The organism is Streptomyces sp. NPDC085931, assembly GCF_044540565.1.
Classification (GTDB): Bacteria; Actinomycetota; Actinomycetes; order Streptomycetales; family Streptomycetaceae; genus Streptomyces.
This window is the reverse complement of the sequence record NZ_JBITSK010000007.1, coordinates 413,737-437,204: the sequence shown is the minus strand read 5'-3', so window position 1 is coordinate 437,204 and position 23,468 is coordinate 413,737. Positions and strand designations below refer to the sequence as shown.

The following is a 23,468-nucleotide window of genomic DNA, read 5'->3' as shown; positions in this document are numbered from 1 at the left end:
CCCGGCGGTCAGACCTGCCGGGTCGGCAGGGCCACGATCTGCCGCAGGTTGACCCGGCGCGGCCGGCTGGTCACATAGGCCACGAGGTCGGCCAGCTCCTCGGCGGACAGCGCACCCACCACGTCCAGCATGCCCTCCACCTGCCGGGACAGCTCCGCGTCGGAGATGTGCGTGCGCAGCTCGCTCTCGACGAAGCCGGGCTCGATGTTGGTGACCCGGACGTCCTGCGGCCCGAACTCGCCGCGCAGCGCCTCCGACAGATAGGTGACGGCCGCCTTGGTCGCGCCGTACACCGCGTAGTTCGGGAAGCTGACGTGCGCGGCGATGGACGAGATGTTCACGAGGTCGGCGGTCCGGCCCGCCCGGGCCGCGCCCACCAGGTCGGCGGTGAAGGCACCGGTGACCCGCAGGACCCCGGCGACGTTGGTGTCGAGCATCCGCTGCCACTCGTCGGCGCGCCGGGCCTCCACGGGGTGCGGCAGCATCACGCCGGCGGCGTTCACCACCAGGTCGGCGGGCCCGTACTCGGCGTGGACGCGGTCGACGGCGTCGGCGACGGACGTCTCGTCGGTGACGTCGGCGGCCACGGCCAGGGCCTGTCCGCCGTCGGCCCGGATCTTCCCGGCGAGGGCCGTCAGGCGTTCCTCGCGCCGGGCGAGCAGCGCCACGCGTGCGCCCTCGGCGGCCAGCAGCGCCGCGACGGCCGCTCCGATGCCGCTCGCGGCTCCGGTGACGACGGCGGTGCGGCCGGCCAGGTTCTCGTACGCCATGGGAGTTCTCCTCGGTGGTGGCCGGGGCGTCTCCCCGGCTTCGTCCACCACCCTCGGCGCCACCGGCCGCCGTACCCAGGGCGACGCTTTTCCTGGGTCCGGCAGTACCAGGTTCGCCGGGCCCGGACCGCCTACGCTCGCAGGCATGGACGGAGAACTGGGAGACTTCCTGCGCTCGCGCCGCGCCCGGATCCGCCCGGAGGAGGTGGGGCTGCCCTGCTACGGCCGCCGGCGCGTCCCCGGACTGCGCCGTGAGGAGGTGGCGCAGCTGGCCGGGGTGAGCGTCGACTACTACGTACGCCTGGAGCAGGGCCGGGGGCCCGGCGGCCCCTCCCGGACGAAGGCGGGGGGCGTCTCCGACGCCGTGCTGGACGCCATTGCCCGGGTGCTGCGGCTGGACGCGGCCGAGCGGGAGTACCTGCGGGCGGTGGCCCGGCCGCACCGGCGGGCGGCGGGCGGACCGGCCGTGCCGGGGGTGCGTCCCGGGATCCGGCTGATCCTGGACGGCATGGACCGCAACCCGGCCTACGTGCTGGACCACCGGATGAACGTCCTCGCGTGGAACGCCCTGGCGGACGCCGTGCTCGGCTTCGACGGCACCGGCGTCGGGGAGCGCAACCTGCCCCGCCGGACCTTCCTCGACCCCGCCTCCCGCGCGCTCTACCCGGACTGGGACGCGATCGCCGAGCAGACGGTCGCCCACCTCCGGCTGAAGGCGGGCCACCACCCGGGCGACGCCGCCCTGGGGCAGCTCGTCGGGGAACTGACGCACGCCAGCGCGGACTTCCGCCGGCTGTGGGCCGACCACCTGGTCAAACCCTGCGACCACGGCGTGAAGCGGCTGCGGCACCCGGTCGCGGGCCTGCTGACCCTGCCGTACGAGACGCTCACCGTCCCGTCCGCACCCGACCAGACGATCGTGGCCTACGCCCCGGAGCCGGGCTCGGAGACGGCGGAGCGCCTGGCGCTGCTGGCGAGCTGGACGACGAGCCGCACGGGCTGATCCGCCCGGGAGGACCCGGGGGCCCGGGGGGAGGAGTTGCGCGGGGACCGCCGCACCCCCGTGAACGAGGGGCGGGACGACGGCGGTCCCCGCGAAGGACGCGGACCTGGTCAGGGCCGGGCCCCCGCGTCCGTGGCGTCGGTGGAGGTCCGGGAGCCGCTCCGGAGGTCCGTGACGCCTACGGCGCCGGCGGGGGCGGGGAGCCGCTCCCGCCCTGCCGACACCCACCACTGTGCAGGGCCCGTGTTAAGCGGGTGCTGCGTGGACGTGACGCCCTCGTACCACTTGCGCGACGTCCGCGAAGATCGCGGACGTCACGGGTTCACCCGGTACGCGGGCCGTTCACCGGCTGTTCGCCGTCACTTCCCGCCGCGGGCGAGGAACGACAGCAGGTCCTGGCGGCTGACCACGCCGGTCGGCTTGCCCTCGACCAGGACGATCGCCGCGTCCGCCTTGCCCAGCACGGCCATCAGGTCCGCGACCGGCTCGCCGGAGCCGACCTGCGGCAGCGGGGCGGACATGTGCTTCTCCAGCGGGTCGTCGAGCGAGGCGTTCTTGCTGAACAGCGCGTCCAGCAGCTCGCGTTCGACGACGGAGCCGACGACCTCGGCGGCCATCACGTCGGGGTGGCCCGCGCCGGGCTTGACGACCGGCATCTGCGAGACGCCGTACTCGCGCAGCACGTCGATGGCCTGACCGACCGTCTCCTCCGGGTGCATGTGGACGAGGGAGGGCATGCGGTCGCCCTCCTTGTCGTTCAGGACGTCGCCGACGCGGGCGCTGGGGCCCGTGTCCTCCAGGAAGCCGTAGTCGGCCATCCACTCGTCGTTGAAGATCTTGCTGAGGTAGCCGCGGCCGCTGTCCGGCAGCAGCACCACCACGACGTCGTCCTCGCCGAGCCGCGCGGCGACCTCCAGCGCGGCGACGACCGCCATGCCGCAGGAGCCGCCGACCAGCAGGCCCTCCTCCTTGGCGAGGCGGCGGGTCATCTGGAAGGAGTCCTTGTCGGACACGGCGACGATCTCGTCCGCGACGGTGCGGTCGTAGGCGGTGGGCCAGAAGTCCTCACCGACGCCCTCGACGAGGTACGGCCGGCCGGAGCCGCCGGAGTAGACGGAGCCCTCCGGGTCGGCGCCGATGACCTTCACCCGGCCGTCGCTGGCCTCCTTGAGGTAGCGGCCGGTGCCGGAGATGGTGCCGCCGGTGCCGACGCCCGCCACGAAGTGGGTGATCTTCCCCTCCGTCTGCTCCCACAGCTCGGGGCCGGTGGAGTGGTAGTGGGAGAGCGGGTTGTTCGGGTTGGAGTACTGGTCGGGCTTCCAGGCTCCGGGCGTCTCACGGACCAGCCGGTCGGAGACGTTGTAGTAGGAGTCCGGGTGCTCGGGGTCCACCGCGGTGGGGCAGACCACGACCTCGGCGCCGTAGGCGCGCAGCACGTTGATCTTGTCGGTGCTCACCTTGTCGGGGCACACGAAGATGCACTTGTACCCCTTCTGCTGGGCCACGATGGCCAGCCCGACGCCGGTGTTGCCGCTGGTCGGCTCGACGATCGTCCCGCCGGGCTTGAGCGCGCCGCTCTCCTCCGCCGCTTCGATCATGCGCAGGGCGATGCGGTCCTTCACCGAGCCGCCGGGGTTGAAGTACTCCACCTTGGCCAGGACGGTCGCCCTGATGCCCTTGGTCACGCTGTTGAGCCTCACCAGCGGGGTGTTGCCGACGAGACTGATCATCGAGTCGTGAAATCGCACCGTTGTCTCCGGATGCCGCAAAAGTTTCGGTCGTAGTGTGCGGCCAGCCTATGACCTCGCCGTCGCCCGTGACGGTCGTTCACTCCCCGTTGAGATTCGGCGACCCCCTGTACGGGGCAAGCACTGGGTGTAGGGGTTCGAGGAGGTGGCGGCGACGCATGTCGAACATGTCGAGGGCGAGGGTGGCCCGGCGGATCGCGGCCGGCGCCGCGTACGGCGGCGGCGGGATCGGTCTGGCCGGGGCGGCCACGGTGGGGCTGGTGCTGGCGGAGGTGCAGCTGGCCCGGCGCCGGGTGGGCAACGGCACGTCGGGGCACGTGCCGAACGCGGACGGGCTGTACGGCCGGACGTACGCCGTCTCCTCCGAGCTGCCGCCGCTGCGGCTGACCATGCTGGGTGATTCCACGGCGGCCGGCCAGGGCGTGCACCGGGCCGGGCAGACACCGGGCGCGCTGCTCGCCGCGGGGGTCGCGGCGCTGGCGGAGCGCCCGGTGGAGCTGCGCACGGTCGCGTTGCCGGGGGCCCAGTCGGACGACCTGGACCGTCAGGTGGCCCTGGTGCTGGCCGGTCCCGGCCCGGTGCCCGACATCTGCGTGATCATGATCGGCGCCAACGACGTCACCCACCGCATGCCCCCGACCCGCTCGGTGCGCTGCCTGGCCACGGCGGTCCGGCGGCTGCGCACGGCCGGCGCGGAGGTCGTCGTGGGCACCTGTCCCGACCTGGGCACCATCGAGCCGGTCCGGCAGCCGTTGCGCTGGCTGGCCAGACGGACCTCCCGCCAGCTGGCGGCCGCCCAGACGATCGGCGTGGTCGAGCAGGGCGGCCGCACGGTGTCCCTGGGCGACCTGCTGGGCCCCGAGTTCGCCGCGAACCCGCGGGAGCTGTTCGGCCCGGACTACTACCACCCGTCCGCCGAGGGCTACGCGACGGCGGCGATGGCGGTCCTGCCGACCGTCTGCGCCGCGCTGGGCCTGTGGCCGGCCGAGGAGGAGCGCCCGGACGCCGCCCGCCGCGAGGGCTTCCTGCCGGTGGCGCGGGCGGCCGCGGAGGCCGCGGCGGAAGCCGGTACGGAGGTCGCGGCGGCCATGCCGACCGGCCCGCGCGGCCCCTGGGCCCTGCTCAAGCGCCGGCGCCGCCGGCGGCTGCCCGAGCAGGAACCGGCGCCCGCGACGCCCTCGGTCTGACGACGCCCGGAGCGACCGGGCAAAGCAAGCGCTTGGAAACTGCGGTCAGAGTCACACCGCGCCACCCGTGACCCGGCCTCGTACGTACGGGTAACTTCCCAGTCAGCCCTGCCCGACCACCCGGTACGTCAATGGAGCCGTGATGCCCGAAGCCGTGATCGTCTCAGCCGCCCGCTCCCCCATCGGCCGCGCCGTCAAGGGCTCCCTCAAGGACCTCCGCCCGGACGACCTCACCGCCACGATCGTCCAGGCCGCCCTCGCCAAGGTCCCCGAGCTGGACCCGAAGGACATCGACGACCTGATGCTCGGCTGCGGCCTGCCCGGCGGCGAGCAGGGGCACAACCTCGGGCGCATCGTCGCCGTGCAGATGGGCATGGACCACCTGCCGGGCTGCACGATCACCCGGTACTGCTCGTCCTCCCTGCAGACCTCGCGCATGGCCCTGCACGCCATCAAGGCGGGCGAGGGCGACGTCTTCATCTCGGCGGGCGTCGAGATGGTCTCCCGCTACGCCAACGGCAGCTCGGACATCCCCGGCACGCACAACCCGCTGTTCGCCGAGGCCGAGGCCCGCACCGCCGCCACCGCCCAGTCCGAGGGGTCCACCTGGCACGACCCGCGCGAGGACGGCCTGCTGCCCGACCCGTACATCGCGATGGGCCAGACCGCCGAGAACCTGGCCCGCGCCAAGGGCGTCACCCGCCGGGACATGGACGAGTTCGGCGTCCGCTCGCAGAACCTCGCCGAGGAGGCCATCAAGAACGGCTTCTGGGAGCGCGAGATCACCCCGGTGACCCTGCCCGACGGCACGGTCGTCGCCAAGGACGACGGCCCCCGCGCGGGCGTCACCCTGGAGGGCGTGCAGGGCCTGAAGCCGGTCTTCCGCCCCGACGGCATGGTCACGGCGGGCAACTGCTGCCCGCTGAACGACGGCGCCGCCGCGCTCGTGATCATGTCCGACACCAAGGCCCGCGAGCTCGGCCTCACCCCGCTCGCCCGGATCGTCTCGACCGGCGTCTCCGGCCTCTCCCCCGAGATCATGGGCCTCGGCCCGGTGGAGGCGAGCAAGCAGGCCCTGCGCCGGGCCGGGCTGACCATCGGCGACATCGACCTGGTCGAGATCAACGAGGCCTTCGCCGCCCAGGTGATCCCCTCCTACCGCGACCTGGACATCCCGCTGGAGAAGCTGAACGTCAACGGCGGTGCCATCGCCGTCGGCCACCCCTTCGGCATGACCGGCGCCCGCATCACCACCACGCTCATCAACTCGCTGCAGTTCCACGACAAGCAGTTCGGCCTGGAGACGATGTGCGTCGGCGGCGGCCAGGGCATGGCCATGGTCATCGAGCGCCTCAGCTGAGCGGCGCACCGTAGCCGCTTTACCACCGGCCGTGAGGCCGTGGCCCAGAACCCGGGAAACTCCTGGGTTCTGGGCTGTTTGGTGATCCAATCTCCCTCAGGATGTGACCTATCTCCCTCTGCACCGGCAGAAGCCCAGGTCACAGCGGCCCCACCCCCTCCCCCGAGCCCGAAGCCCTGTCCGTTTCGTGACGTTACGCACTGACAGCTGGTTAGTCCGCCCTTCAAGCTGATGTAGGAAGTCGGGGGTCGACCTTGAACCGGGAGTACGTCAGTGAGCGCCATGCCGATCGCGTTGCTGGTCACCACGGCCGCCACGGGCGCCGTGGGCGTCGCCGTCCTGCGCACCGTGCTGCAGCTGCGCCGGCAGGTCGCGGCCCTGCACACCGCGCTGGCGGAGAACCGCGCCGCCACCACCCGCGCCCTGCTGCCCGCCGCCCGTACCACCGCCGACACCGACGAGATACGGGCCGCGGTGGCCGCGGCGCTGGCCGAGGAGCGGGAGCGCGAGCTGGCCGAGGCGCGGGCGTTCTGGGCCGCCCAGGAGGCCCGTGACGCCTCGGACGCGCCCTCCCTGCTGGGCCTGGGCGACACCGACCTGTTCCTGCCCCGGCAGGCCGATCTCGCCGGCCTGGAGCAACTCGCCGAGTCCGGCGCGGACGCCGACGAGCCGAGCGTGCGGGACACGCCCTCCGAGTCCGCCGAGCTGGCCGCCGCCCGCCGCCGCCACCCCTCCCACCCGGACTTCGTGCCGAACCCCTCGCCCGTCGTGGGCGACCACGAGCGCACGGTGGCCACTCTGGAGGAGCTGGCCGCCTCGCGCGTCGAGCTCACGGACGTCCGCCCGGGCCCCCTGGGCACGCTGGACGTCTACGTCTTCGCCGACGGCACGACCCTGTGCATGACCCCGGGGCACCGCGAGACGGCGGAGCGTCTGGCCGCGGCCCTGCGCGCGGGCGTGACGCCGACCCTGCTGGGCGGCTCGGGCATCTCCGGCGCGTACACACTGACGTTCGAGTGCGGCGAGGAGAACGTCTACATCCTGGCGGACCGGGTCATCGCGTCGCTCTAGGGCGCCGGGAACCGCGCGACCAGCCACGGCGAGGTCCGCGCCCGCGGACGAGGCTCAGACCCCCGCCCGCTTCTGCGCCTCCTCCACCAGCCGCACCGCCTCGTCGACCTCGGCGTCGCCGGGAACCACCACCGCCAGGTCATGCCCGGCGACGGTGATCTGGTCCGCCGCCGCGAACATCCCCGCGTCCGGCATCTCCCGGGGCTCCACACCTTCGAGGACCTGCGCCCTGCGGGCCAGCTCCCGGGCCAGCCCGAGAGCCTCGGCGGCAGCGCCCCGCTGCAGCCGGCTCTGGGGCGCGGCCCTCAGACGATCGGCGAAATGATCCACCGCACGGGTCAGAGGCGTCGTATCAACCACGCCGCGAGCGTACGCGTCGCACCGGGACTGTTGCCAACGGGCGAACACTCAGGCACGGTGACCTGAAGGACCGGCTTACATCCCAGCGTCCGGAGGCGCCGATGTCCCAAGTCTTCTCCGAAGAGACCCACCGCAACATGCTCGCCCGCATCCCCCACTGCACCGGTCGTGAGATCTCCGACTGGCTGCGCACCGTCGAAGAAGGCCCGGCACTCTTCCGCTTCGAGGAAAAGGTCAGCTGGCTCCGGCACGAACACAACCTGGCGTACGGCCACGCCAAGGCGATCATCCACGAGTACGACCTGAGGAGGGCCGCGCGCAAACTGCTCTAGGCGCGCACCGTTCCGGGTCCGCGGGCCCTGGACGCCGAAGGGCCCCGGCCGGAGCCGGGGCCCTTCGCGCACGACGGCCGGGGACTAGTCGTTGCTGCTGAGGATCGAGATGAGCCTCAGGAACTCCAGGTAGATCCAGACCAGCGTCAGCGTGAGGCCGAAGGCCGCGAGCCACGCCTCCTCGCGCGGGGCGCCGTAGGCGACGCCGTCCTCGACCTGCTTGAAGTCCAGGGCGAGGAAGCAGGCACCGAGGATGATGCCGATGATGCCGAAGACGACACCGAGCGCACCGCTGCGGAAGCCGAGGCCGTCACCGCCGCCGAACACCGCGAACAGCAGGTTCACGGTCATCAGCAGGATGAAGCCGAGCGCGGCCGCCATCACGAAGCCGTAGAAGCGCCGGTTGACGCGGATCCAGCCGGCCTTGTAAGCGATCAGCACGCCGGCGAAGACCGCCATGGTGCCGATCACGGCCTGCATGGCGGCGCCGTCGGCGATGCGGTTGTCGACGATGTTGGACACCACGCCGAGGAAGACACCCTCGAACGCGGCGTACGTCAGGATCAGCGCGGGCGAGGCCTTGCGCTTGAAGGACTGGACGAACGCCAGGACCATGCCGATCAGCGCGGCGCCGATACCGATGCCGTAGCTGCGGCTGATGTTGGCGTCGTCGACCGGCAGCAGGGCCCAGGAGAGCGCCGCGGTGACGATGAGCACGCCGAGCGTGGTCGCCGTGCGCAGGACGACGTCGTCGATGGTCATCCGGCCGGTGGTGGCCGGGGCCTGCGGCGGCGCGCCGTGCTGCAGGTCCTGCGGGGCGTAAGGGTTCTGCGCGTACGGGTTCTGCGCGTACGGGTTGCCCGTCGGCTGCTGCGCGTACGGGTTGCCCTGCGTGGCGACAGCGGGACCCCCGGCCTGCGGCGCGGTGTTGAAGCCCGCGTAGCCGTTGTCGCGGCTGAACCCCCGTCGCGAGAAGACCGGGTTTCTGCTCCTCATTTCACTCCTCCATGGCCACACAGCATGGCCTTGGCTCAAGAGTAATAGGTAGGCAAAGGAATGACCCTACTGCTTGGGGAGGATCTTTCCCTCGTCGTGCAGCGCAACACGCTACGCCGCTTCGTGATTCCCCTCACCGGAGGGGCTCATTCATCCCTCGTCGAACGGGAAGCCCGTGTAGGCCTCCGCGAGGTCCGCCTCGGCGGCACGGGAGGAGGCGATCCGCTCCAGCCGGGCCAGCTGGAGCCGCTCCTCGAAGGGCGTGGCGCCGGGGAGGCGGTGCAGCAGGGTCGTCATGTCGCAGGAGAACCGCTCGGCCTGCCAGACCCGGCGCAGGCAGGTCTCGGAGTAGCCGTCGAGCAGCTCGGGCGAGCCGGTCCGCTCCCGGTGGACGAGGGCCCGGGCGAACGTGACGACGTCGCCGACAGCGAGGTTCAGCCCTTTCGCCCCCGTCGGCGGGACGATGTGCGCGGCGTCCCCGGCGAGGAAGAGGCGGGCGTGGCGCATGGGCTCGTGGACGTAGGAGCGCATGGGGGTGACCGACTTCTGGGTGATCGGGCCGCGCTCCAGGCGCCAGTCGCCGGCGGTGGCGAAGCGGCGCTCCAGCTCGTCCCAGATCTCCTCGTCGCTCCACGCCGCGGCGTCGGTGCCGTCGGGCACCTGGAGGTAGAGGCGGGAGACGGACGGCGAGCGCATGGACAGCAGGGCGAAGCCGCGGTCGTGGCGGGCGTAGACCAGCTCGTCGTGGGAGGGCGGCACGTCGGCGAGGATGCCGAGCCACCCGAAGGGGTACGTCCGTTCGAACTCGCGGGTGAGTTCCGCGGGGATCGCCCGGCGGGCCACGCCCCAGAAGCCGTCGCAGCCGACGACGTAGGAGCACTCCAGGACGTCCTCGCGGCCCTGGTGCCGGAAGCGGACGCGCGGGGCGTGCGTGTCCGCGTCCTCGACGGCCAGCGCCTCGGCCTCGAAGAGCAGCGGCCCGCCCTCCTCCAGCTGCAGGGCGATGAGGTCCTTGCAGACCTCGGTCTGGGCGTAGACCGTCACGGACCGGCCGCCGGTGAGGCCGGGGAAGTCGATCCGGTGGCGGGTGCGGCCGAAGCGGAGTTCGATGCCGTCGTGGCGCAGTCCCTCGCGGTCCATGCGCTCCCCGGCGCCGGCCGCGCGCAGCACGTCGGCCGTGCCCTGCTCCAGGATTCCGGCGCGCTGCCGCCGTTCGACGTAGGCGCGGTCGTGGCTCTCCAGGACGACCGCGTCGATGCCGGCGTTGTGGAGCAGGCGGGCGAGGAGGAGTCCGGCGGGCCCGGCTCCGATGATGCCGACCGTGGTGCGCATCGGGGCGCCTTCTTCCTCGGGTCCGCAGGGCCCGCTCCCGTGGTCGCGTAGTCGCGCAGTTCGTGTGGGTTCGTGTGATTCGCGTAGTGGGTGGTTCGCGTAGTGTCCGGTTCGCCCAGTGAAAAATATTTCACTACTTTCGGATGTGAGTCTCCGACGGCATGTGAACCCTGTCAACGGGCATGCGGTGAACACTTCAATGAAGCATGCAGGGGTCGGAAGGTGCCCGGAGCCGGACTCGAACCGGCACGCCCGCGAAGGGGCAGCGAGGTTTAAGCTCGCCGTGTCTGCATTCCACCATCCGGGCAGGCCATGGGCTCCGCAACGAGGTTCCGAGACTATCGGGACGGATCCCCCGAACAGCGGAAGGGCGGACCGATGTTGTCTTATTTTATTGACGTCTGAGGGTGCATCAGCCCACGGAACGCGCCATCCGCACTTGCCAATAGCCTTACGTGCGCCGGTGGGCGGCGTATGCGGAATGACGGAATTTCACCGCCCGAACGAGGGCACTCCACCTGTTCTCGACACCTGGACGCATCGGTTCCCGACAACGGGGCTCCTCGGGGGCGTTCGTCATTCCCAGGTATGACACCGCGGCGCTCCGTCAGACCGGAGTCGGCCCCGAGAACCGGAACTACGGGTGACTCCAGGGCGGCGTGGGACCCGGACGATGGAACACGTCCTTCCCGCACACCGTCGTCCGACAGGAGTCCCATCCCGTGACCACCGCACCCCTCACCGACCGGGCCACCACCGTGGCCGCGCGCGCCACGGATCTGTCGAAGATCTACGGACAGGGTGAGACCCAGGTGGTCGCCCTGGACCAGGTCTCCGTCGACTTCCGGCAGGCCGAGTTCACCGCGATCATGGGCCCGTCCGGCTCCGGCAAGTCGACCCTGATGCACTGCGTGGCCGGCCTCGACACCTTCTCCTCCGGGTCGGTGCGCATCGGCGACACCGAACTGGGCTCCCTGAAGGACAAGCAGCTGACCAAGCTGCGCCGGGACAAGATCGGCTTCATCTTCCAGGCGTTCAACCTGCTGCCGACGCTGACGGCCCTGGAGAACATCACCCTCCCGATGGACATCGCGGGCCGCAAGCCGGACAAGCAGTGGCTGGACTCCGTGATCGGCATGGTCGGCCTGGCCGACCGGCTGGGCCACCGGCCCGCCCAGCTCTCCGGCGGCCAGCAGCAGCGCGTGGCCGTGGCCCGGGCCCTGGCCTCCCGGCCCGAGATCATCTTCGGGGACGAGCCCACCGGCAACCTCGACTCCCGCTCCGGCGCCGAGGTGCTGGGCTTCCTGCGCAACTCCGTGCGGGAGATGGGCCAGACGGTGGTCATGGTGACCCACGACCCGGTGGCCGCCGCCTACGCGGACCGGGTGGTCTTCCTGGCGGACGGCCGGATCGTCGACGAGATGCACCGGCCCACGGCCGACTCGGTCCTGGACCGCATGAAGGAGTTCGACGCCAAGGGCCGCACGAGCTGATCCCCCGCCAGGACCGACAGGACTGAGAAACACCACCATGTTCCGTACCGCCTTGCGCAACGTCCTCGCGCACAAGGCCCGGCTGCTGATGACCGTGCTCGCCGTGATGCTCGGCGTCGCGTTCGTCTCCGGCACCCTGGTCTTCGCCGACACCCTCTCCCAGGCCTTCCGCAACCAGTCGGCGAAGAGCTACGACGACGTCGCCGTCTCCGTCACCTCGCACGCCGACCCGGACGACCCGAAGGAGGAGCCGGGCCTGACCGGCAAGGTCCTCGACGAGATCGCCGCCGTGGACGGCGTCGCCGGGGTGTACGGCCGTGTCGAGGGCTTCGCCGGGGTCGCCGACCCCGACGGCAAGCTCATCGGCGTCGGCTGGTCCAACAAGGGCTCCAACTTCGCCCCCGGCAAGGACGGCAAGGACGCCGCCTACACGTTCACCGACGGCTCGGGCCCGGTGAAGGACGACCAGATCGCCCTGGACCGGGAGTCCGCCGCCAAGGGCGAGTACCAGGTCGGTGACCGGGTGCGCGTCGCGACCAACGGCCCGGTGAAGGAGTACACCCTCAGCGGCGTGTTCACCACCGAGGACGGCGCCGTCAACGCCGGCGGCAGCCTGGTCCTCTTCGACACCGCCGTCGCCCAGAAGCAGTACCTCGCGCCGGGCTACTTCGAGAGCGTCACCGTCACCGCCGCCCCGGGCGCCGACGACGTGAGGATCCTGGACGCGGTCAAGCCGCTGCTGCCGGACACCGCCGAGGCGCGGACCGGCCGGGCGCTCGCCGACGAGCAGGCCGAGCAGATCGAGCAGGGCATGGGCAACCTCAAGCAGGTCCTGCTCGGCTTCGCGGGCATCGCGCTCTTCGTCGGGATCTTCCTGATCTCCAACACGTTCACGATGCTGGTCGCCCAGCGCACCAAGGAGATCGCCCTGATGCGCGCCGTCGGCGCGTCCCGCAGGCAGGTCACCCGCTCGGTGCTCGCCGAGGCCGCGCTGGTCGGACTGGTCGCCTCGGCCGTCGGCTTCGCCCTCGGCATCGGCCTGGCGGTCGGGCTGCGTTCCGGCATGGCCGCGTTCGACATGAAGATGCCGGACGGTCCGCTGGTCCTGTCCGCCACGCCGGTGGTCGCGGCGTTCGCGGTGGGCGTGCTGATCACGATGCTCGCCGCCTGGCTGCCCGGCCGCCGGGCCGCGAAGATCCCGCCGGTGGCGGCCATGAACAGTGTCCACGCGGCGGCCACGACCAAGTCGCTGGTGCTGCGCAACTCCATCGGTGCGGCCGTCACCGCCCTCGGCGCGGCGGGGATCGTGGCGGGTGCCTCGACCGGCGGCGACGACGGCCGGATGTACATCGGGGCGGGCGCGTTCCTCGCGCTGATCGGCGTGATCATCCTGATCCCGCTGCTGTCCCGTCCCGTGATCGCGCTGGTCCGTCCGCTGCTGGTCGGCCCCTTCGGGGTGGCGGGCAAGCTCGCCGGGCAGAACGCGGTGCGCAATCCGCGCCGCACCGGGGCCACCGCCTCGGCGCTGGCGATCGGACTGACGCTGGTGACCGGCCTGTCGGTGCTCGGCATCACGGTCGGCACGGCCATCGACAAGATGACCACCGACAACATCAAGGCCGACTACATGGTCTCGATGGCCAACGGCGGTCACCTCGACCGGTCCGCGCTGACGGCACTGGAGAAGGCCGACGGCGTGTCCGCGGTCTCGCCGCAGCAGGACGCCTACTTCCAGCTCGACGGCAAGGACTTCGTGTCCGCCTCGGCCGTCACCCCGGGCGACATCGGCAAGGTCCTGACCGTCGACGTCGTCAGCGGCTCCGTGGACTCCCTCGCCGAGGGCCGGATCGCGGTCGCCGAGAAGACGGCGAAGAGCAGGGGCTGGAAGACCGGCGACCGACTCCCCGTCACCTTCGGCGACGACAAGAAGGCCACGCTGACGGTCGGCGCCGTCTACAAGGACAGCGAGTTCCTCTCCCCCGTCCTCATCGACCGGAAGATCGTGGACCGGCACGAGACGAAGCCGTCCATCATGCAGATCTTCGTGAAGATCGACGGCGGCCGGACGGCGGCGAACGAACAGGTTCTCGTCGACGCGCTGGGCGACAACCCGGCGATCACCGTGATGGACAAGCAGGACATCCGCGACGAGTTCGGCGGCGCCATCAACACCCTGCTGAATGTCATGTACGGCCTGCTGGCGATGGCCCTGATCATCGCGGTGCTGGGCGTCGTGAACACCCTCGCGATGTCGGTCTTCGAACGGCAGCAGGAGATCGGCATGCTGCGCGCCATCGGCCTGGACCGGCGCCGGGTGAAGCGGATGGTCCGTCTGGAGGCCGTCGTCATCTCGGTCTTCGGCGCGGTGGTCGGCATCGCTCTGGGCGCGTTCCTCGGCTGGGCCATCGGCGAGACCTTCGCCGACCAGATCCCCGGCTACGCGCTGGTCCTGCCCTGGGACCGGATCGGGATCTTCCTGGTGCTGGCCGGTCTGGTGGGCGTCCTGGCCGCCATGTGGCCGGCCCGCAACGCCGCCCGGCTGAACATGCTGAACGCGATCAAGGCCGAGTGACCTCACCGCTCGACGGAACGGCCGAAGGGCCGGGCTCCCCCGCGGCGGGGGAGCCCGGCCCTTCGGCCGTCGCCGGCTCAGTCGGGGTCGGGCGCACCCCAGGTGCGGGCCCGCAACGGCATCCCGGAGGCACCCGATTCCGGGGTCCGTACGGCCAGGACCTGGTTGACGCCGATGCGGTTGCGTTCGAACGCCAGGGCGGAGGCGGCCATGTAGAGGCGCCAGACGCGGGCGCGGCCGGGGCTGGTGAGCTGGACGGCGCGCGCCCAGTCGGCCTCCAGCCGGGCCACCCACCGGCGCAGGGTGAGCGCGTAGTGCTCACGGATCGACTCCACGTCGCGCACCTCGAACCCGGCGCGCTCCAGCAGGGCGACGGTGCTGCCGACGGGCTGCAGCTCACCGTCGGGGAAGACGTAGGAGTCGATGAACGCGTCGACGCGGTACGCCGTCTCGTCGCGCTGCGGGCGGCGGGCGATCTGGTGGTTCAGCAGCCGTCCGCCGGGCTCGAGCAGCTCGAACAGGGTGGCGGCGTACTCCAGGTAGCGGTCGGCGCCGACGTGTTCGGCCATGCCGATGGAGGAGATCGCGTCGTACGGCCCGTCGCGGACGTCGCGGTAGTCCTGGACGCGGATCTCGACCTTGTCGGTGAGCCCCTCGTCGGCGACGCGCTTGCGGGCGTAGGCGGCCTGTTCCTGGGAGAGCGTGACGCCGACGACGCTCACGCCGTGCTCGCGGGCGGCGTGGACGGCCATCGAGCCCCAGCCGCAGCCCACGTCGAGCAGCCGCTGACCGGGCTTCAGGTCCAGCTTGCGGCAGACGAGTTCCAGCTTGTCGTGCTGGGCCTGTTCGAGGGTGGCGTCCGGGGTGGGCCAGTAGGCGCAGGAGTACACCATGGACGGGCCCAGGACGATCTCGTAGAAGTCGTTGCCGACGTCGTAGTGGTGGCTGATGGCGCGCCGGTCGGTGCGCTTGGTGTGCAGATGGCGGCGGGGGCTGCGGGTCTCCTCGCGCGGCGGGGCGGGGGGCAGCGGGGAGCCGGCCAGCCGGACCAGGCCGCGCACCGCGGCACGGACCTCCGGGTCGCGCAGGGCCTGGGCGAGGGTGCGGGCGTCCTCGCCGCGCTCCCAGATCAGCCCGGACAGCAGGTCGAGGGTGGCGTAGAGGTCGCCCTCGATGTCGAGGTCGCCGGCCACCCAGGCCCGGGCCAGGCCCAGTTCGCCGGGCTTCCACAGCAGGCGGCGCAGGGCGCGGCGGTTGCGCACGACCAGGGTCGGCGCGCCCGGCGGGCCCGCCTGCGAACCGTCCCAGGCGCGGATGCGCACGGGAAGCGGTGCGTCCAGCACCTGTGCGAAGAGGCCCTGCAGCCGCTGCGCGGCGTCTGCCATGGTGTACACCTCCGATAGGGCCGTCCCCTGCTCGAGCGAGGTCGAGAGCGTGGGGAGGGGAATCCCGCAGTGTCCGACACCACGTAAACACCTGCCGGGCTCCGGCGCAGTCCCAGGCACGCGTCATGACTGGGCAAAGCCCCTGGTTCGCCCGCCCGGAGGCGCCGGGCGGGAACGCCGAAGGGCCCCTCGCACCACGGACGGCGAGGGGCCCTTTCGGGGCAGGGACGGACCGGAGGTCAGGAGGCCTTGGCCTTCTCCTCGGTCTTCTCCTTGGGCGCGGCGGCGACCGGGGCCGGCTTGGCGGCCTCGTAGAACTCCTCGCGCGGCGTCTCGATGGCGCCGAGCGAGACGACCTCGCGCTTGAGGAACATGCCGAGGGTCCAGTCGGCGAAGACGCGGATCTTGCGGTTCCAGGTCGGCATCGCCAGGCCGTGGTAGCCACGGTGCATGTACCAGGCGAGACGGCCCTTGAGCTTGATCTTCATCTTGCCCATGACGATCATCGCGACGCCCTTGTGCAGGCCGAGACCGGCCACCGCGCCCTTGTTGGCGTGCGCGTACTCCTTCTGCGGGAAGCCCCGCATGCCGGAGAGGACGTTGTCACCGAGCACCTTGGCCTGGCGCAGCGCGTGCTGGGCGTTCGGCGGGCACCAGGCGTTCTCGTTGCCGGCCTTGCGGGCGGCGAGGTCCGGGACCTGGGCGTTGTCGCCGGCGGCCCAGATGTAGTCGGTGCCCTGGACCTGGAGGGTCGGGGTGCAGTCGACGTGGCCGCGCGGGCCGAGGGGCAGGCCGTAGCGGGCCAGGACCGGGTTGGGCTTGACGCCGGCGGTCCAGACGATGGTGTTGGAGTCGACCTCGAGGCCGTTCTTGAGCACCACGTGGCCGTCGACGCAGGAGTCCATGGAGGTCGACAGGTAGACCTCGACGCCGCGGCCCTCCAGGTGCTCCTTGCCGTACTTGCCGAGCTTGGGACCCACCTCGGGGAGGATCTTGTCGGCGGCGTCGACGAGGATGAAGCGCATGTCCTCGCGGGACACGTTCTTGTAGTACTTGGCCGCGTCGCGGGCCATGTCCTCGACCTCGCCGACGGTCTCGGCACCGGCGAAGCCGCCGCCCACGAAGACGAAGGTGAGCGCCTTGCGGCGGATCTCCTCGTCGGTGGTGGAGTCGGCCTTGTCGAGCTGCTCGAGGACGTGGTTGCGCAGGCCGATGGCCTCCTCGATGCCCTTCATGCCGATGCCCTGCTCGGCGAGGCCGGGGATCGGGAAGGTGCGGGAGACCGCGCCGAGGGCGACGACCAGGTAGTCGAAGGGCAGCTCGTAGGCCTCGCCGACCAGCGGGGAGACCGTGGCGACCTTGCGGTCCTGGTCGATGGTGGTGACCCGGCCGGTGAGGACCTCCGCCTTGGGCAGCACGCGTCGCAGCGGGACGACGACGTGGCGAGGGGAGATGTTGCCGGCGGCGGCTTCGGGGAGGAAGGGCTGGTAGGTCATGTACGACCGGGGGTCGACGACCGTGACGGTCGCCTCGCCGTAACGCATCTTCTTGAGGATGCGCCGAGCTGCGTACAGGCCTACGTACCCACCGCCTACTACGAGGATCCTGGGACGCTCCGTGGTGCTCATGCCATCGAGTATCCACCCGCCTCAGGGGGGTACCTCGTGCGCCCCTTCACAAGGTTGTTCAAGGGGTGTGCTATCCTCCGCCGCCCGCGTGATCCACGTCATGGTGACAACCGGAACCGTTTGTGCACCGCCGGCCGTTGTCAATGCCGCGTGAGCTGCCTCTCTGGGTCCTGCGAGCCCCTGTGAGAACCTCCGGGGGCGTCGATCCGGGGATCTCTCCGACCCCCTCCATACCATGCTTCTGAACATGTTCAAAGGGCAGTTCGGCCCTCGGACGGGTCAACGGGACCCTTCCGATCGCCCGCAGGGGCCGAATTCCTTGTGAAGAACTTCACGAACTTTTCCGACGGACTGTCGCCGGGGGGTTCCCGCGGGCCCCCCGGAGACGCTCATTCGTGATCCATGCCTGCTCAGAAGCGGGCTACGCCACCGACCAGGCGATGCCGTCGAGGATGTCGTGCTCGCTCACGACGACCTCCTCCGCGCCGATCCGCTCCATGATCGACAGCAGGACCAGGGCCCCCGCCCCGATCACGTCGACCCGGCCCGGGTGCATGGAGGGCACGGCCGCGCGCTCGGCGTGGGTGGAGCGCAGCAGCCACTCGGTGATCTCGCGGACCCGCTCCCGCGACACGCGCGAGTGGTGGATGGCCTCCGAGTTGTACGCGGGCAGCTCCTGGGCGATCGCCGACACGGTCGTCACGGACCCGGCCAGGCCCACCAAAGTCCGCGCCTCGCGCAGCGGGACCGTCCCCTCGGCCAGGTCGAGAGCGGCCTCGATGTCGGCCCGCATCGCCGCGATCTGCTCCGCCGACGGCGGGTCACTCACCGCCCCGTCCCGGACCAGGTGCCGCTCGGTCATGCGCACGCAGCCGACGTCCACCGAGCGGGCCGCCCGGACCCGGTCGTCGCCCACGACGAACTCGGTGGAGCCGCCGCCGATGTCCACCACCAGGTAGGGCCTGGCCAGGTGGTCCCGGCCCGTCAGCTCCCTGGTGGCGCCGGTGAAGGAGAACTCCGCCTCCTGGTCCCCGGAGATCACCTCCGGCTCGACGCCCAGGATGTCCAGCACACCGCGCACGAACTCGTCCCGGTTCTCGGCGTCCCGGGAGGCGGAGGTGGCCACGAACCGCAGCCGCTCCGCCCCGTGCTCCTTGACGATCCCGGCGTACTCGCGGCACGCCGCGAAGGTCCGCTGGAGCGCCTCGGGGGCGAGCCGGCCGGTGCGGTCGACGCCCTGCCCGAGCCGGACGATCGTCATCCGGCGGTCCAGGTCGACCAGCTCGCCGGTGGCCGGGTCGGCGTCGGCGACCAGGAGGCGGATGGAGTTCGTACCGCAGTCCACGGCGGCGACACGGGTCACTGGGCGGCCTCCTCGGCACTCGTCACACAGGCGCCCTTGCGCCACCACTCCGGCAGCATGGCCAGCGCCTCGTCGCCCAGCGGGTTCACACCCGGGCCCGCGGCCAGCGAGTGCGCCACCAGCACGTGCAGGCACTTCACGCGGTCCGGCATGCCGCCCGCGCTCGGGAAGTTCTTCAGCTCCTCGATCGCGTCGCGGCGTTGGACGTAGTCCTCGTGCGCCGCCCGGTAGGCCGCCGCCAGCTCCGGGTCCGAGGCGAGGCGCTCGGTCATCTCCTTCATCACGCCGTTCGCCTCCAGCGTGCCGATGGCCGAGTTGGCCTTCGGGCACGTCAGGTAGTACAGCGTGGGGAACGGCGTGCCGTCCGGCAGCCGCGGGGCCGTCTCGACGACGTCGGGCTGTCCGCAGGGGCAGCGGTGCGCGATGGCCCGCAGGCCGCGCGGGGGCCGACCGAGCTGCTGCTTGAAGGCCTCGACGTCCGCGTCGGTGGGCTCGGTGCGCGGGGTGGTCGGCGGGGGCGTTTCCATGACTGTCTTCAGGGTGTCTTTCTCTGGGAGTTCTGCGGGACAACCGGGGCGGGTCACTGGTCGGAGGCGTCGGCCTTGTCGACCCCGTCCCAGACGTTCGCGTACCAGGGGCGGTCGGCCGCCCCGAGGTCGGTGCGCGACTGCTTCGCCGCGTGCGGGTCGATCACGATGAAGCCCGTCTCCCCCGGCATGACGTAGTGCAACCGCCGGCGGATCTGCTGCTCGGCGTACGCGTCGTCCTGCCACCGCGCCTTGAGGTCGCGCAGGCGTTCGACGCGCTCCCGGGCCTGCTGCTGCTCGCGCCGCAGGTCCTCGATCTCGGCGCGCTGGGAGACGTACTGCCGCATCGGGTAGGCCAGGGCCACGATCAGCGAGCACATCACCAGGGCGAGCAGCGCGGCCCGGCCGGTCAGCCGGGAGCGGCGGGCCTGCCGCTTGGTCTGGGACCGGTAGACCCGGGCCGCGGTCTGCTCGCCGAGCAGCCGGATCCTGGTCGCGGTGGAGAACCGGTCCCGGTCCTTCACGGCCATGTCTGTCCGCCTCCCGCTGCACCGTCATACGCGCGTACGTCCCCGGACACGGTACGGGACCGAGTACGGGGACGTACGTACGACGCTGCCTCTTGGGGGCCTTTCGGCGCTCAGCCCTTGAAGCGCGGGAACGCGCTGCGGCCGGCGTACACCGCCGCGTCGTCGAGGATCTCCTCGATGCGCAGCAGCTGGTTGTACTTGGCGACACGCTCGGAGCGGGCCGGGGCGCCGGTCTTGATCTGGCCGCAGTTGGTGGCGACGGCCAGGTCGGCGATGGTGACGTCCTCGGTCTCGCCGGAGCGGTGGGACATCATGCACTTGAAGCCGTTGCGCTGGGCCAGCTCGACGGCGTCCAGGGTCTCGGTCAGCGAGCCGATCTGGTTGACCTTGACCAGCAGGGCGTTGGCCGCGCCCTCCTCGATGCCGCGGGCGAGACGCTCGGGGTTGGTGACGAACAGGTCGTCGCCGACGAGCTGGACCTTGTCACCGAGCTTGTCGGTGATGGTCTTCCAGCCCTCCCAGTCGTCCTCGAACAGCGGGTCCTCGATGGAGACGAGCGGGTACGCGTCGACGAGCTCCGCGTAGTACTCGGTCATCTCGGCCGCCGAGCGCTCCTTGCCCTCGAAGGTGTAGACGCCGTCCTTGTAGAACTCGGAGGCGGCGACGTCGAGCGCCAGGGCGATCTGCTCGCCGGGGGTGTAGCCGGCTTCCTTGACGGCCTCGAGGATGAGGTCGAGGGCCTCGCGGTTGGAGCCGAGGTTCGGGGCGAAGCCGCCCTCGTCGCCGAGGCCGGTGGCCAGGCCCTTGCTCTTCAGGACCTTCTTCAGCGTGTGGTAGACCTCGGCGCCCCAGCGCAGGGCCTCGGAGAAGGACTCCGCGCCGATCGGGGCGATCATGAACTCCTGGATGTCCACGTTGGAGTCGGCGTGCGAGCCGCCGTTCAGGATGTTCATCATCGGCACCGGCAGCAGGTGCGCGTTCGGGCCGCCCAGGTAGCGGAACAGCGGCAGGTCGCTGGCCTCGGAGGCGGCGTGGGCCACGGCGAGCGAGACGCCGAGGATGGCGTTGGCGCCGAGGGAGCCCTTGTTGTCGGTGGCGTCCAGGTCGAACATCGCCTGGTCGATCAGGCGCTGCTCGGTGGCGTCGTAACCGACCAGCTCCGGGCCGATCTGCTCGATGACCGCGAGGACGGCCTTCTCCACACCCTTGCCGAGGTAGCGGTTCGAGTCGCCGTCGCGGAGCTCGATGGCCTCGAAGGCGCCCGTGGAGGCGCCGGACGGGACGGCGGCACGGCCGGTGCTGCCGTCGTCGAGGCCGACCTCGACCTCGACCGTGGGGTTGCCTCGGGAGTCCAGGATTTCCCGGGCTACGACGACGTCGATGGACGGCACGAGCATCTCCTTCTTATGTGACGCGGTGACGCGGGTCGCGTGGACCCGGCGGGGTGCGGGCCGTGGTGGCTCGCGACATGAGCCTAACCGGCTCCGGGCGATCGGCCACCGGGTCGCCCACCCCATGGACAGAACCGAGAGTAAATTGTTTCCGAACGGAACAAAGCCGATTGCCGAAAAACCCCGTCCCGGTGCGTACGGGGGACGACGCATCGGGACGGGGAGCCCGTGGGGACGGGGTGGACCGGCTGCTTACTTCAGGTGCAGCTGCTGGCCCGGGTAGATGAGGTTGGCGTCCTCGACGATGTCCTTGTTCAGCTTGAAGAGCTTCTCCCAGCCGCCCTTGACCTTCTCCTCGGCCGCGATCGAGCTCAGGGTGTCGCCCTTGACGACCTTGTACTCGCCGTCGCCCTTCTTGACCTTCTTGCCGGTCGGGGTGGTGACGGTCTTCTTCGCGGCCGGGCGCTCGTCGGAGCGGGAGGCCGGCTGCTGCTGGGTCTCGCGGGTCTCGGTGCTCTGCTGGCTCTGGCTCTGGCTCTGCGCGGAGCTGCCGGAGTCGGTGGAGCCGCCGCCGGTGTAGCCGGCGCTCGACAGGCCCTTGCCGCAGACCGGCCAGGCGCCCTTGCCCTGGCTCGCGAGCACCTTCTCGGCGATCTCGATCTGCTGGGCCTTGGTGGCCTGGTCAGCGGTGGAGGCGTACTTCGTGCCGCCGTAGCCGGCCCAGGTGGAGGCGGAGAACTGCAGACCGCCGTAGTAGCCGTTGCCGGTGTTGATGGACCAGTTGCCGCCGGACTCGCACTGGGCGACGGCGTCCCACTCGGAGGCGGTGGCGGCGGAGGCGTTGCCGGCCGCCATCAGCGGGGCGGCGACGGCGGCACCGGTGACACCGGCGATGGCGATGGCGCGAGTGGCCTTGGACGGACGGCGGTGCGTGCCCTTGCCGGAAAACAGCATGGAGAGATCCCCTCACCGACGCCTGCGAGGTGAGCTGTCGGGTTCGGGCCGGTTGAGTTGCCCGGCCACGCCCCTCACGGGACGCGGCTCCACCCCAAGCCCTTCCGGCGCAACCGGCCGGTCGGGCACCTACCTTGGGTCCCCCGCTCCTGCCTACGGCGCTTGACGCGACGACTGTTCCCGTGCGGCCGCTGGCAGGATTCGGCGTTGCGGCAGCCGGGGCTCGCATTGACGAGCGGTCACGACCGTAGACAGATGATCGGCGGAATTTCAAAGACGATCAGGGCTTCTGAGATCTATCTCTCACCGCACTTATACGGGACATACGGCGCGAAACATGACGCTAACTCACCCGGTTTCGCGGTGACTTCGACCCTCGTTTCCGCACTGCCCGATGGGCTACCGCTCGTCCGCTTCGCCCTCCGCGGTGAGCGTCTGACCGGGCTGAACGAGGTCCGCGGCGCCGTCGGCGGCCTTCTCGTCCCCGGTGGCCGACTCCTGCCATCCGCCGCCCGCGTTGAGGGAGTCGGCGATGGACCAGGAGCTGTCGCCGACGCCGACGATGTAGGCACCTTCGGACGCCTCGCCGGCACCCGCGTCGCCGCGTGAGGCGTGCCGGCCCGAGGAACCGCTCTCGTGGCCGCCCGCGACTTCGGCGCTCTCCTCGGCGCTGGGACCCCGGTGACGGCCGGAGCCGCGGTCCGCGCGGTCCGAAGCCTCGCCCGCCGTCCGGGAGTTGCCGGACGCTTCCCCCTCGGGCGTGGCCGAGGGCGAGCCGTCGGACGCCCGGCCGGAGGGACGGGAGTCGGGCGACTTGTCGGACTTGGCGGAATCGTCCCGAGCAGTCGACGAGCCGTCAGGCGACTGTGATGCGGACGGGGAAGGCGACGGGGACTCCGGGGACTCCGAAGGCGAGGAAGAAGCGGAGGACTCGGATCCCGGCGAGTCGAGCAGGCCGGACGAGTCCACCGGAGCGGACTCATCGGGCGAACCGGACTTGCCGGACTCCCCCGACGCGCCCTGCTCGAGGCCCGAGAGCAGCCCGCAGGTGCGCCACGCGCCGACCCCCTGGTCGGCGAGGATTCTCTCCGCCACGGATATCTGCTGGGAGCGGCTGGCGAGATCGGCACTCGGCGCGTAATCCAGACCGCCGTAGTTCTCCCAGTCCTCCTGGGAGAGGGCGAGGCCGCCGTAGTAGCCGTTGCCGCTGTTCTGACTCCAGGCACCACCCGTCTCGCAGTCCGCGACCCGGTCCCAGGTCGTGCCGTCGGCCGCGCTGGCACCGGAGGCCCCGAGGAGCGGGATCGCGATGGCGGAGCCGGTCACTCCGGCCGCAACGAGGAGTGCCGGAGCCTGGCGGGGGCGGCGGTGCCGACCGTTCCCGGAGAGCATGCGGATACCTTTCGCGAGACAGCAGTGACCCACGCGGCCCGGGAGTCCCCGGCCGCGCTGATGGGTGAACGTAT

The 23,468-nt window shown here is 71.3% G+C and carries 20 protein-coding genes, 1 tRNA gene and 1 riboswitch; of the genes, 7 read left to right on the top strand and 14 right to left on the bottom strand.

What is annotated here, in order from left to right:
• Positions 1 to 8 precede the first annotated feature (8 nt).
• Positions 9 to 770, bottom strand: a complete 762-nt coding sequence (locus tag ACIGAN_RS17800; RefSeq protein ID WP_399858519.1) for an SDR family oxidoreductase — start codon at positions 768 to 770, stop codon at positions 9 to 11.
• A 145-nt stretch (positions 771 to 915) separates the two neighbouring features.
• Here ACIGAN_RS17800 and ACIGAN_RS17795 point away from each other — a divergent pair, with 145 nt between their 5' ends.
• Positions 916 to 1,773: a helix-turn-helix transcriptional regulator gene (locus ACIGAN_RS17795; RefSeq protein ID WP_399858516.1), complete on the top strand. Its 858-nt coding sequence runs from the start codon at positions 916 to 918 to the stop codon at positions 1,771 to 1,773.
• Positions 1,774 to 2,132: 359 nt separating this feature from the next.
• Here ACIGAN_RS17795 and ACIGAN_RS17790 read toward each other — a convergent pair whose 3' ends face one another.
• Positions 2,133 to 3,521: a cystathionine beta-synthase gene (locus ACIGAN_RS17790; RefSeq protein ID WP_365092705.1), complete on the bottom strand. Its 1,389-nt coding sequence runs from the start codon at positions 3,519 to 3,521 to the stop codon at positions 2,133 to 2,135.
• A 158-nt stretch (positions 3,522 to 3,679) separates the two neighbouring features.
• Here ACIGAN_RS17790 and ACIGAN_RS17785 point away from each other — a divergent pair, with 158 nt between their 5' ends.
• The 3 genes from ACIGAN_RS17785 (at position 3,680) to ACIGAN_RS17775 (ending at position 7,139) form a co-directional block, all read left to right on the top strand.
• Complete coding sequence (locus ACIGAN_RS17785) at positions 3,680 to 4,708, top strand: SGNH/GDSL hydrolase family protein (protein ID WP_365092708.1); 1,029 nt, start codon at positions 3,680 to 3,682, stop codon at positions 4,706 to 4,708.
• Between the two features lie 142 nt (positions 4,709 to 4,850).
• Positions 4,851 to 6,068: an acetyl-CoA C-acetyltransferase gene (locus ACIGAN_RS17780; protein WP_365092711.1), complete on the top strand. Its 1,218-nt coding sequence runs from the start codon at positions 4,851 to 4,853 to the stop codon at positions 6,066 to 6,068.
• A gap of 273 nt (positions 6,069 to 6,341) precedes the next feature.
• Entirely contained in the window at positions 6,342 to 7,139 is a 798-nt protein-coding gene (locus ACIGAN_RS17775) for a hypothetical protein (RefSeq protein WP_365736100.1), read from the top strand.
• A gap of 54 nt (positions 7,140 to 7,193) precedes the next feature.
• Here the strand turns inward: ACIGAN_RS17775 and ACIGAN_RS17770 are convergent, their stop codons facing one another.
• A complete protein-coding gene (locus tag ACIGAN_RS17770) occupies positions 7,194 to 7,499 on the bottom strand; it encodes a hypothetical protein (RefSeq protein WP_365092717.1) in 306 nt (101 codons plus the stop codon).
• A 101-nt stretch (positions 7,500 to 7,600) separates the two neighbouring features.
• On the opposite strand from ACIGAN_RS17770, the gene ACIGAN_RS17765 reads away from it, so the two are divergent.
• Complete coding sequence (locus tag ACIGAN_RS17765) at positions 7,601 to 7,831, top strand: DUF4287 domain-containing protein (RefSeq protein ID WP_059424410.1); 231 nt, start codon at positions 7,601 to 7,603, stop codon at positions 7,829 to 7,831.
• A gap of 84 nt (positions 7,832 to 7,915) precedes the next feature.
• On the opposite strand, the gene ACIGAN_RS17760 is transcribed toward ACIGAN_RS17765, so the two are convergent.
• The 3 genes from ACIGAN_RS17760 to ACIGAN_RS17750 form a co-directional block, all read right to left on the bottom strand.
• Positions 7,916 to 8,827, bottom strand: coding sequence for a Bax inhibitor-1/YccA family protein (locus tag ACIGAN_RS17760; protein WP_399858510.1), 912 nt, complete (start codon positions 8,825 to 8,827; stop codon positions 7,916 to 7,918).
• A 150-nt stretch (positions 8,828 to 8,977) separates the two neighbouring features.
• Complete coding sequence (locus tag ACIGAN_RS17755; protein ID WP_399858508.1) at positions 8,978 to 10,159, bottom strand: 4-hydroxybenzoate 3-monooxygenase; 1,182 nt, start codon at positions 10,157 to 10,159, stop codon at positions 8,978 to 8,980.
• A 223-nt stretch (positions 10,160 to 10,382) separates the two neighbouring features.
• Positions 10,383 to 10,466 (bottom strand) — tRNA-Leu (locus ACIGAN_RS17750).
• A gap of 415 nt (positions 10,467 to 10,881) precedes the next feature.
• On the opposite strand from ACIGAN_RS17750, the gene ACIGAN_RS17745 reads away from it, so the two are divergent.
• Together ACIGAN_RS17745 and ACIGAN_RS17740 are read left to right on the top strand one after the other, a co-directional pair.
• Entirely contained in the window at positions 10,882 to 11,652 is a 771-nt protein-coding gene (locus tag ACIGAN_RS17745; protein WP_365092725.1) for an ABC transporter ATP-binding protein, read from the top strand.
• Between the two features lie 37 nt (positions 11,653 to 11,689).
• A complete protein-coding gene (locus ACIGAN_RS17740; RefSeq protein WP_399858506.1) occupies positions 11,690 to 14,224 on the top strand; it encodes an ABC transporter permease in 2,535 nt (844 codons plus the stop codon).
• A gap of 77 nt (positions 14,225 to 14,301) precedes the next feature.
• Here ACIGAN_RS17740 and ACIGAN_RS17735 read toward each other — a convergent pair whose 3' ends face one another.
• The 8 genes from ACIGAN_RS17735 to ACIGAN_RS17700 all read right to left on the bottom strand — a co-directional run bounded on the left by ACIGAN_RS17735 (position 14,302) and on the right by ACIGAN_RS17700 (position 23,394).
• A complete protein-coding gene (locus tag ACIGAN_RS17735; RefSeq protein ID WP_399858503.1) occupies positions 14,302 to 15,609 on the bottom strand; it encodes a class I SAM-dependent methyltransferase in 1,308 nt (435 codons plus the stop codon).
• A gap of 239 nt (positions 15,610 to 15,848) precedes the next feature.
• Positions 15,849 to 17,237, bottom strand: a complete 1,389-nt coding sequence (locus ACIGAN_RS17730; protein ID WP_365092734.1) for an NAD(P)/FAD-dependent oxidoreductase — start codon at positions 17,235 to 17,237, stop codon at positions 15,849 to 15,851.
• A gap of 421 nt (positions 17,238 to 17,658) precedes the next feature.
• Positions 17,659 to 18,600: a Ppx/GppA phosphatase family protein gene (locus ACIGAN_RS17725; RefSeq protein ID WP_399858500.1), complete on the bottom strand. Its 942-nt coding sequence runs from the start codon at positions 18,598 to 18,600 to the stop codon at positions 17,659 to 17,661.
• Positions 18,597 to 19,127, bottom strand: coding sequence for a DUF501 domain-containing protein (locus ACIGAN_RS17720; protein WP_399858498.1), 531 nt, complete (start codon positions 19,125 to 19,127; stop codon positions 18,597 to 18,599). Before ACIGAN_RS17720 ends, ACIGAN_RS17725 begins: the two co-directional genes overlap by 4 nt.
• Before the next feature lie 53 nt (positions 19,128 to 19,180).
• Positions 19,181 to 19,657: an FtsB family cell division protein gene (locus ACIGAN_RS17715; RefSeq protein ID WP_365092741.1), complete on the bottom strand. Its 477-nt coding sequence runs from the start codon at positions 19,655 to 19,657 to the stop codon at positions 19,181 to 19,183.
• A 110-nt stretch (positions 19,658 to 19,767) separates the two neighbouring features.
• A complete protein-coding gene (gene eno / locus ACIGAN_RS17710; RefSeq protein ID WP_365092744.1) occupies positions 19,768 to 21,048 on the bottom strand; it encodes a phosphopyruvate hydratase in 1,281 nt (426 codons plus the stop codon).
• A 252-nt stretch (positions 21,049 to 21,300) separates the two neighbouring features.
• Entirely contained in the window at positions 21,301 to 22,002 is a 702-nt protein-coding gene (locus tag ACIGAN_RS17705; RefSeq protein WP_365736085.1) for a transglycosylase family protein, read from the bottom strand.
• 4 nt (positions 22,003 to 22,006) lie between these two features.
• Positions 22,007 to 22,173, bottom strand: a riboswitch (cyclic di-AMP (ydaO/yuaA leader).
• Positions 22,174 to 22,401: 228 nt separating this feature from the next.
• The gene (locus ACIGAN_RS17700) at positions 22,402 to 23,394 is read right to left on the bottom strand and encodes a transglycosylase family protein (protein WP_399858494.1); all 993 of its coding nucleotides are present in this window, start codon (positions 23,392 to 23,394) and stop codon (positions 22,402 to 22,404) included.
• Positions 23,395 to 23,468 lie beyond the last annotated feature (74 nt).

Bases quoted from the DNA above. Each gene is read 5' to 3' on its own strand.
- ACIGAN_RS17800 (WP_399858519.1), bottom strand. From the start codon at position 770: ATGGCGTACGAGAACCTGGCCGGCCGCACCGCCGTCGTCACCGGAGCC.
- ACIGAN_RS17795 (WP_399858516.1), top strand. From the start codon at position 916: ATGGACGGAGAACTGGGAGACTTCCTGCGCTCGCGCCGCGCCCGGATC.
- ACIGAN_RS17785 (WP_365092708.1), top strand. From the start codon at position 3,680: ATGTCGAACATGTCGAGGGCGAGGGTGGCCCGGCGGATCGCGGCCGGC.
- ACIGAN_RS17780 (WP_365092711.1), top strand. From the start codon at position 4,851: ATGCCCGAAGCCGTGATCGTCTCAGCCGCCCGCTCCCCCATCGGCCGC.
- ACIGAN_RS17765 (WP_059424410.1), top strand. From the start codon at position 7,601: ATGTCCCAAGTCTTCTCCGAAGAGACCCACCGCAACATGCTCGCCCGC.
- ACIGAN_RS17760 (WP_399858510.1), bottom strand. From the start codon at position 8,827: ATGAGGAGCAGAAACCCGGTCTTCTCGCGACGGGGGTTCAGCCGCGAC.
- ACIGAN_RS17755 (WP_399858508.1), bottom strand. From the start codon at position 10,159: ATGCGCACCACGGTCGGCATCATCGGAGCCGGGCCCGCCGGACTCCTC.
- ACIGAN_RS17740 (WP_399858506.1), top strand. From the start codon at position 11,690: ATGTTCCGTACCGCCTTGCGCAACGTCCTCGCGCACAAGGCCCGGCTG.
- ACIGAN_RS17735 (WP_399858503.1), bottom strand. From the start codon at position 15,609: ATGGCAGACGCCGCGCAGCGGCTGCAGGGCCTCTTCGCACAGGTGCTG.
- ACIGAN_RS17730 (WP_365092734.1), bottom strand. From the start codon at position 17,237: ATGAGCACCACGGAGCGTCCCAGGATCCTCGTAGTAGGCGGTGGGTAC.
- ACIGAN_RS17720 (WP_399858498.1), bottom strand. From the start codon at position 19,127: ATGGAAACGCCCCCGCCGACCACCCCGCGCACCGAGCCCACCGACGCG.
- ACIGAN_RS17715 (WP_365092741.1), bottom strand. From the start codon at position 19,657: ATGGCCGTGAAGGACCGGGACCGGTTCTCCACCGCGACCAGGATCCGG.
- ACIGAN_RS17705 (WP_365736085.1), bottom strand. From the start codon at position 22,002: ATGCTGTTTTCCGGCAAGGGCACGCACCGCCGTCCGTCCAAGGCCACT.
- ACIGAN_RS17700 (WP_399858494.1), bottom strand. From the start codon at position 23,394: ATGCTCTCCGGGAACGGTCGGCACCGCCGCCCCCGCCAGGCTCCGGCA.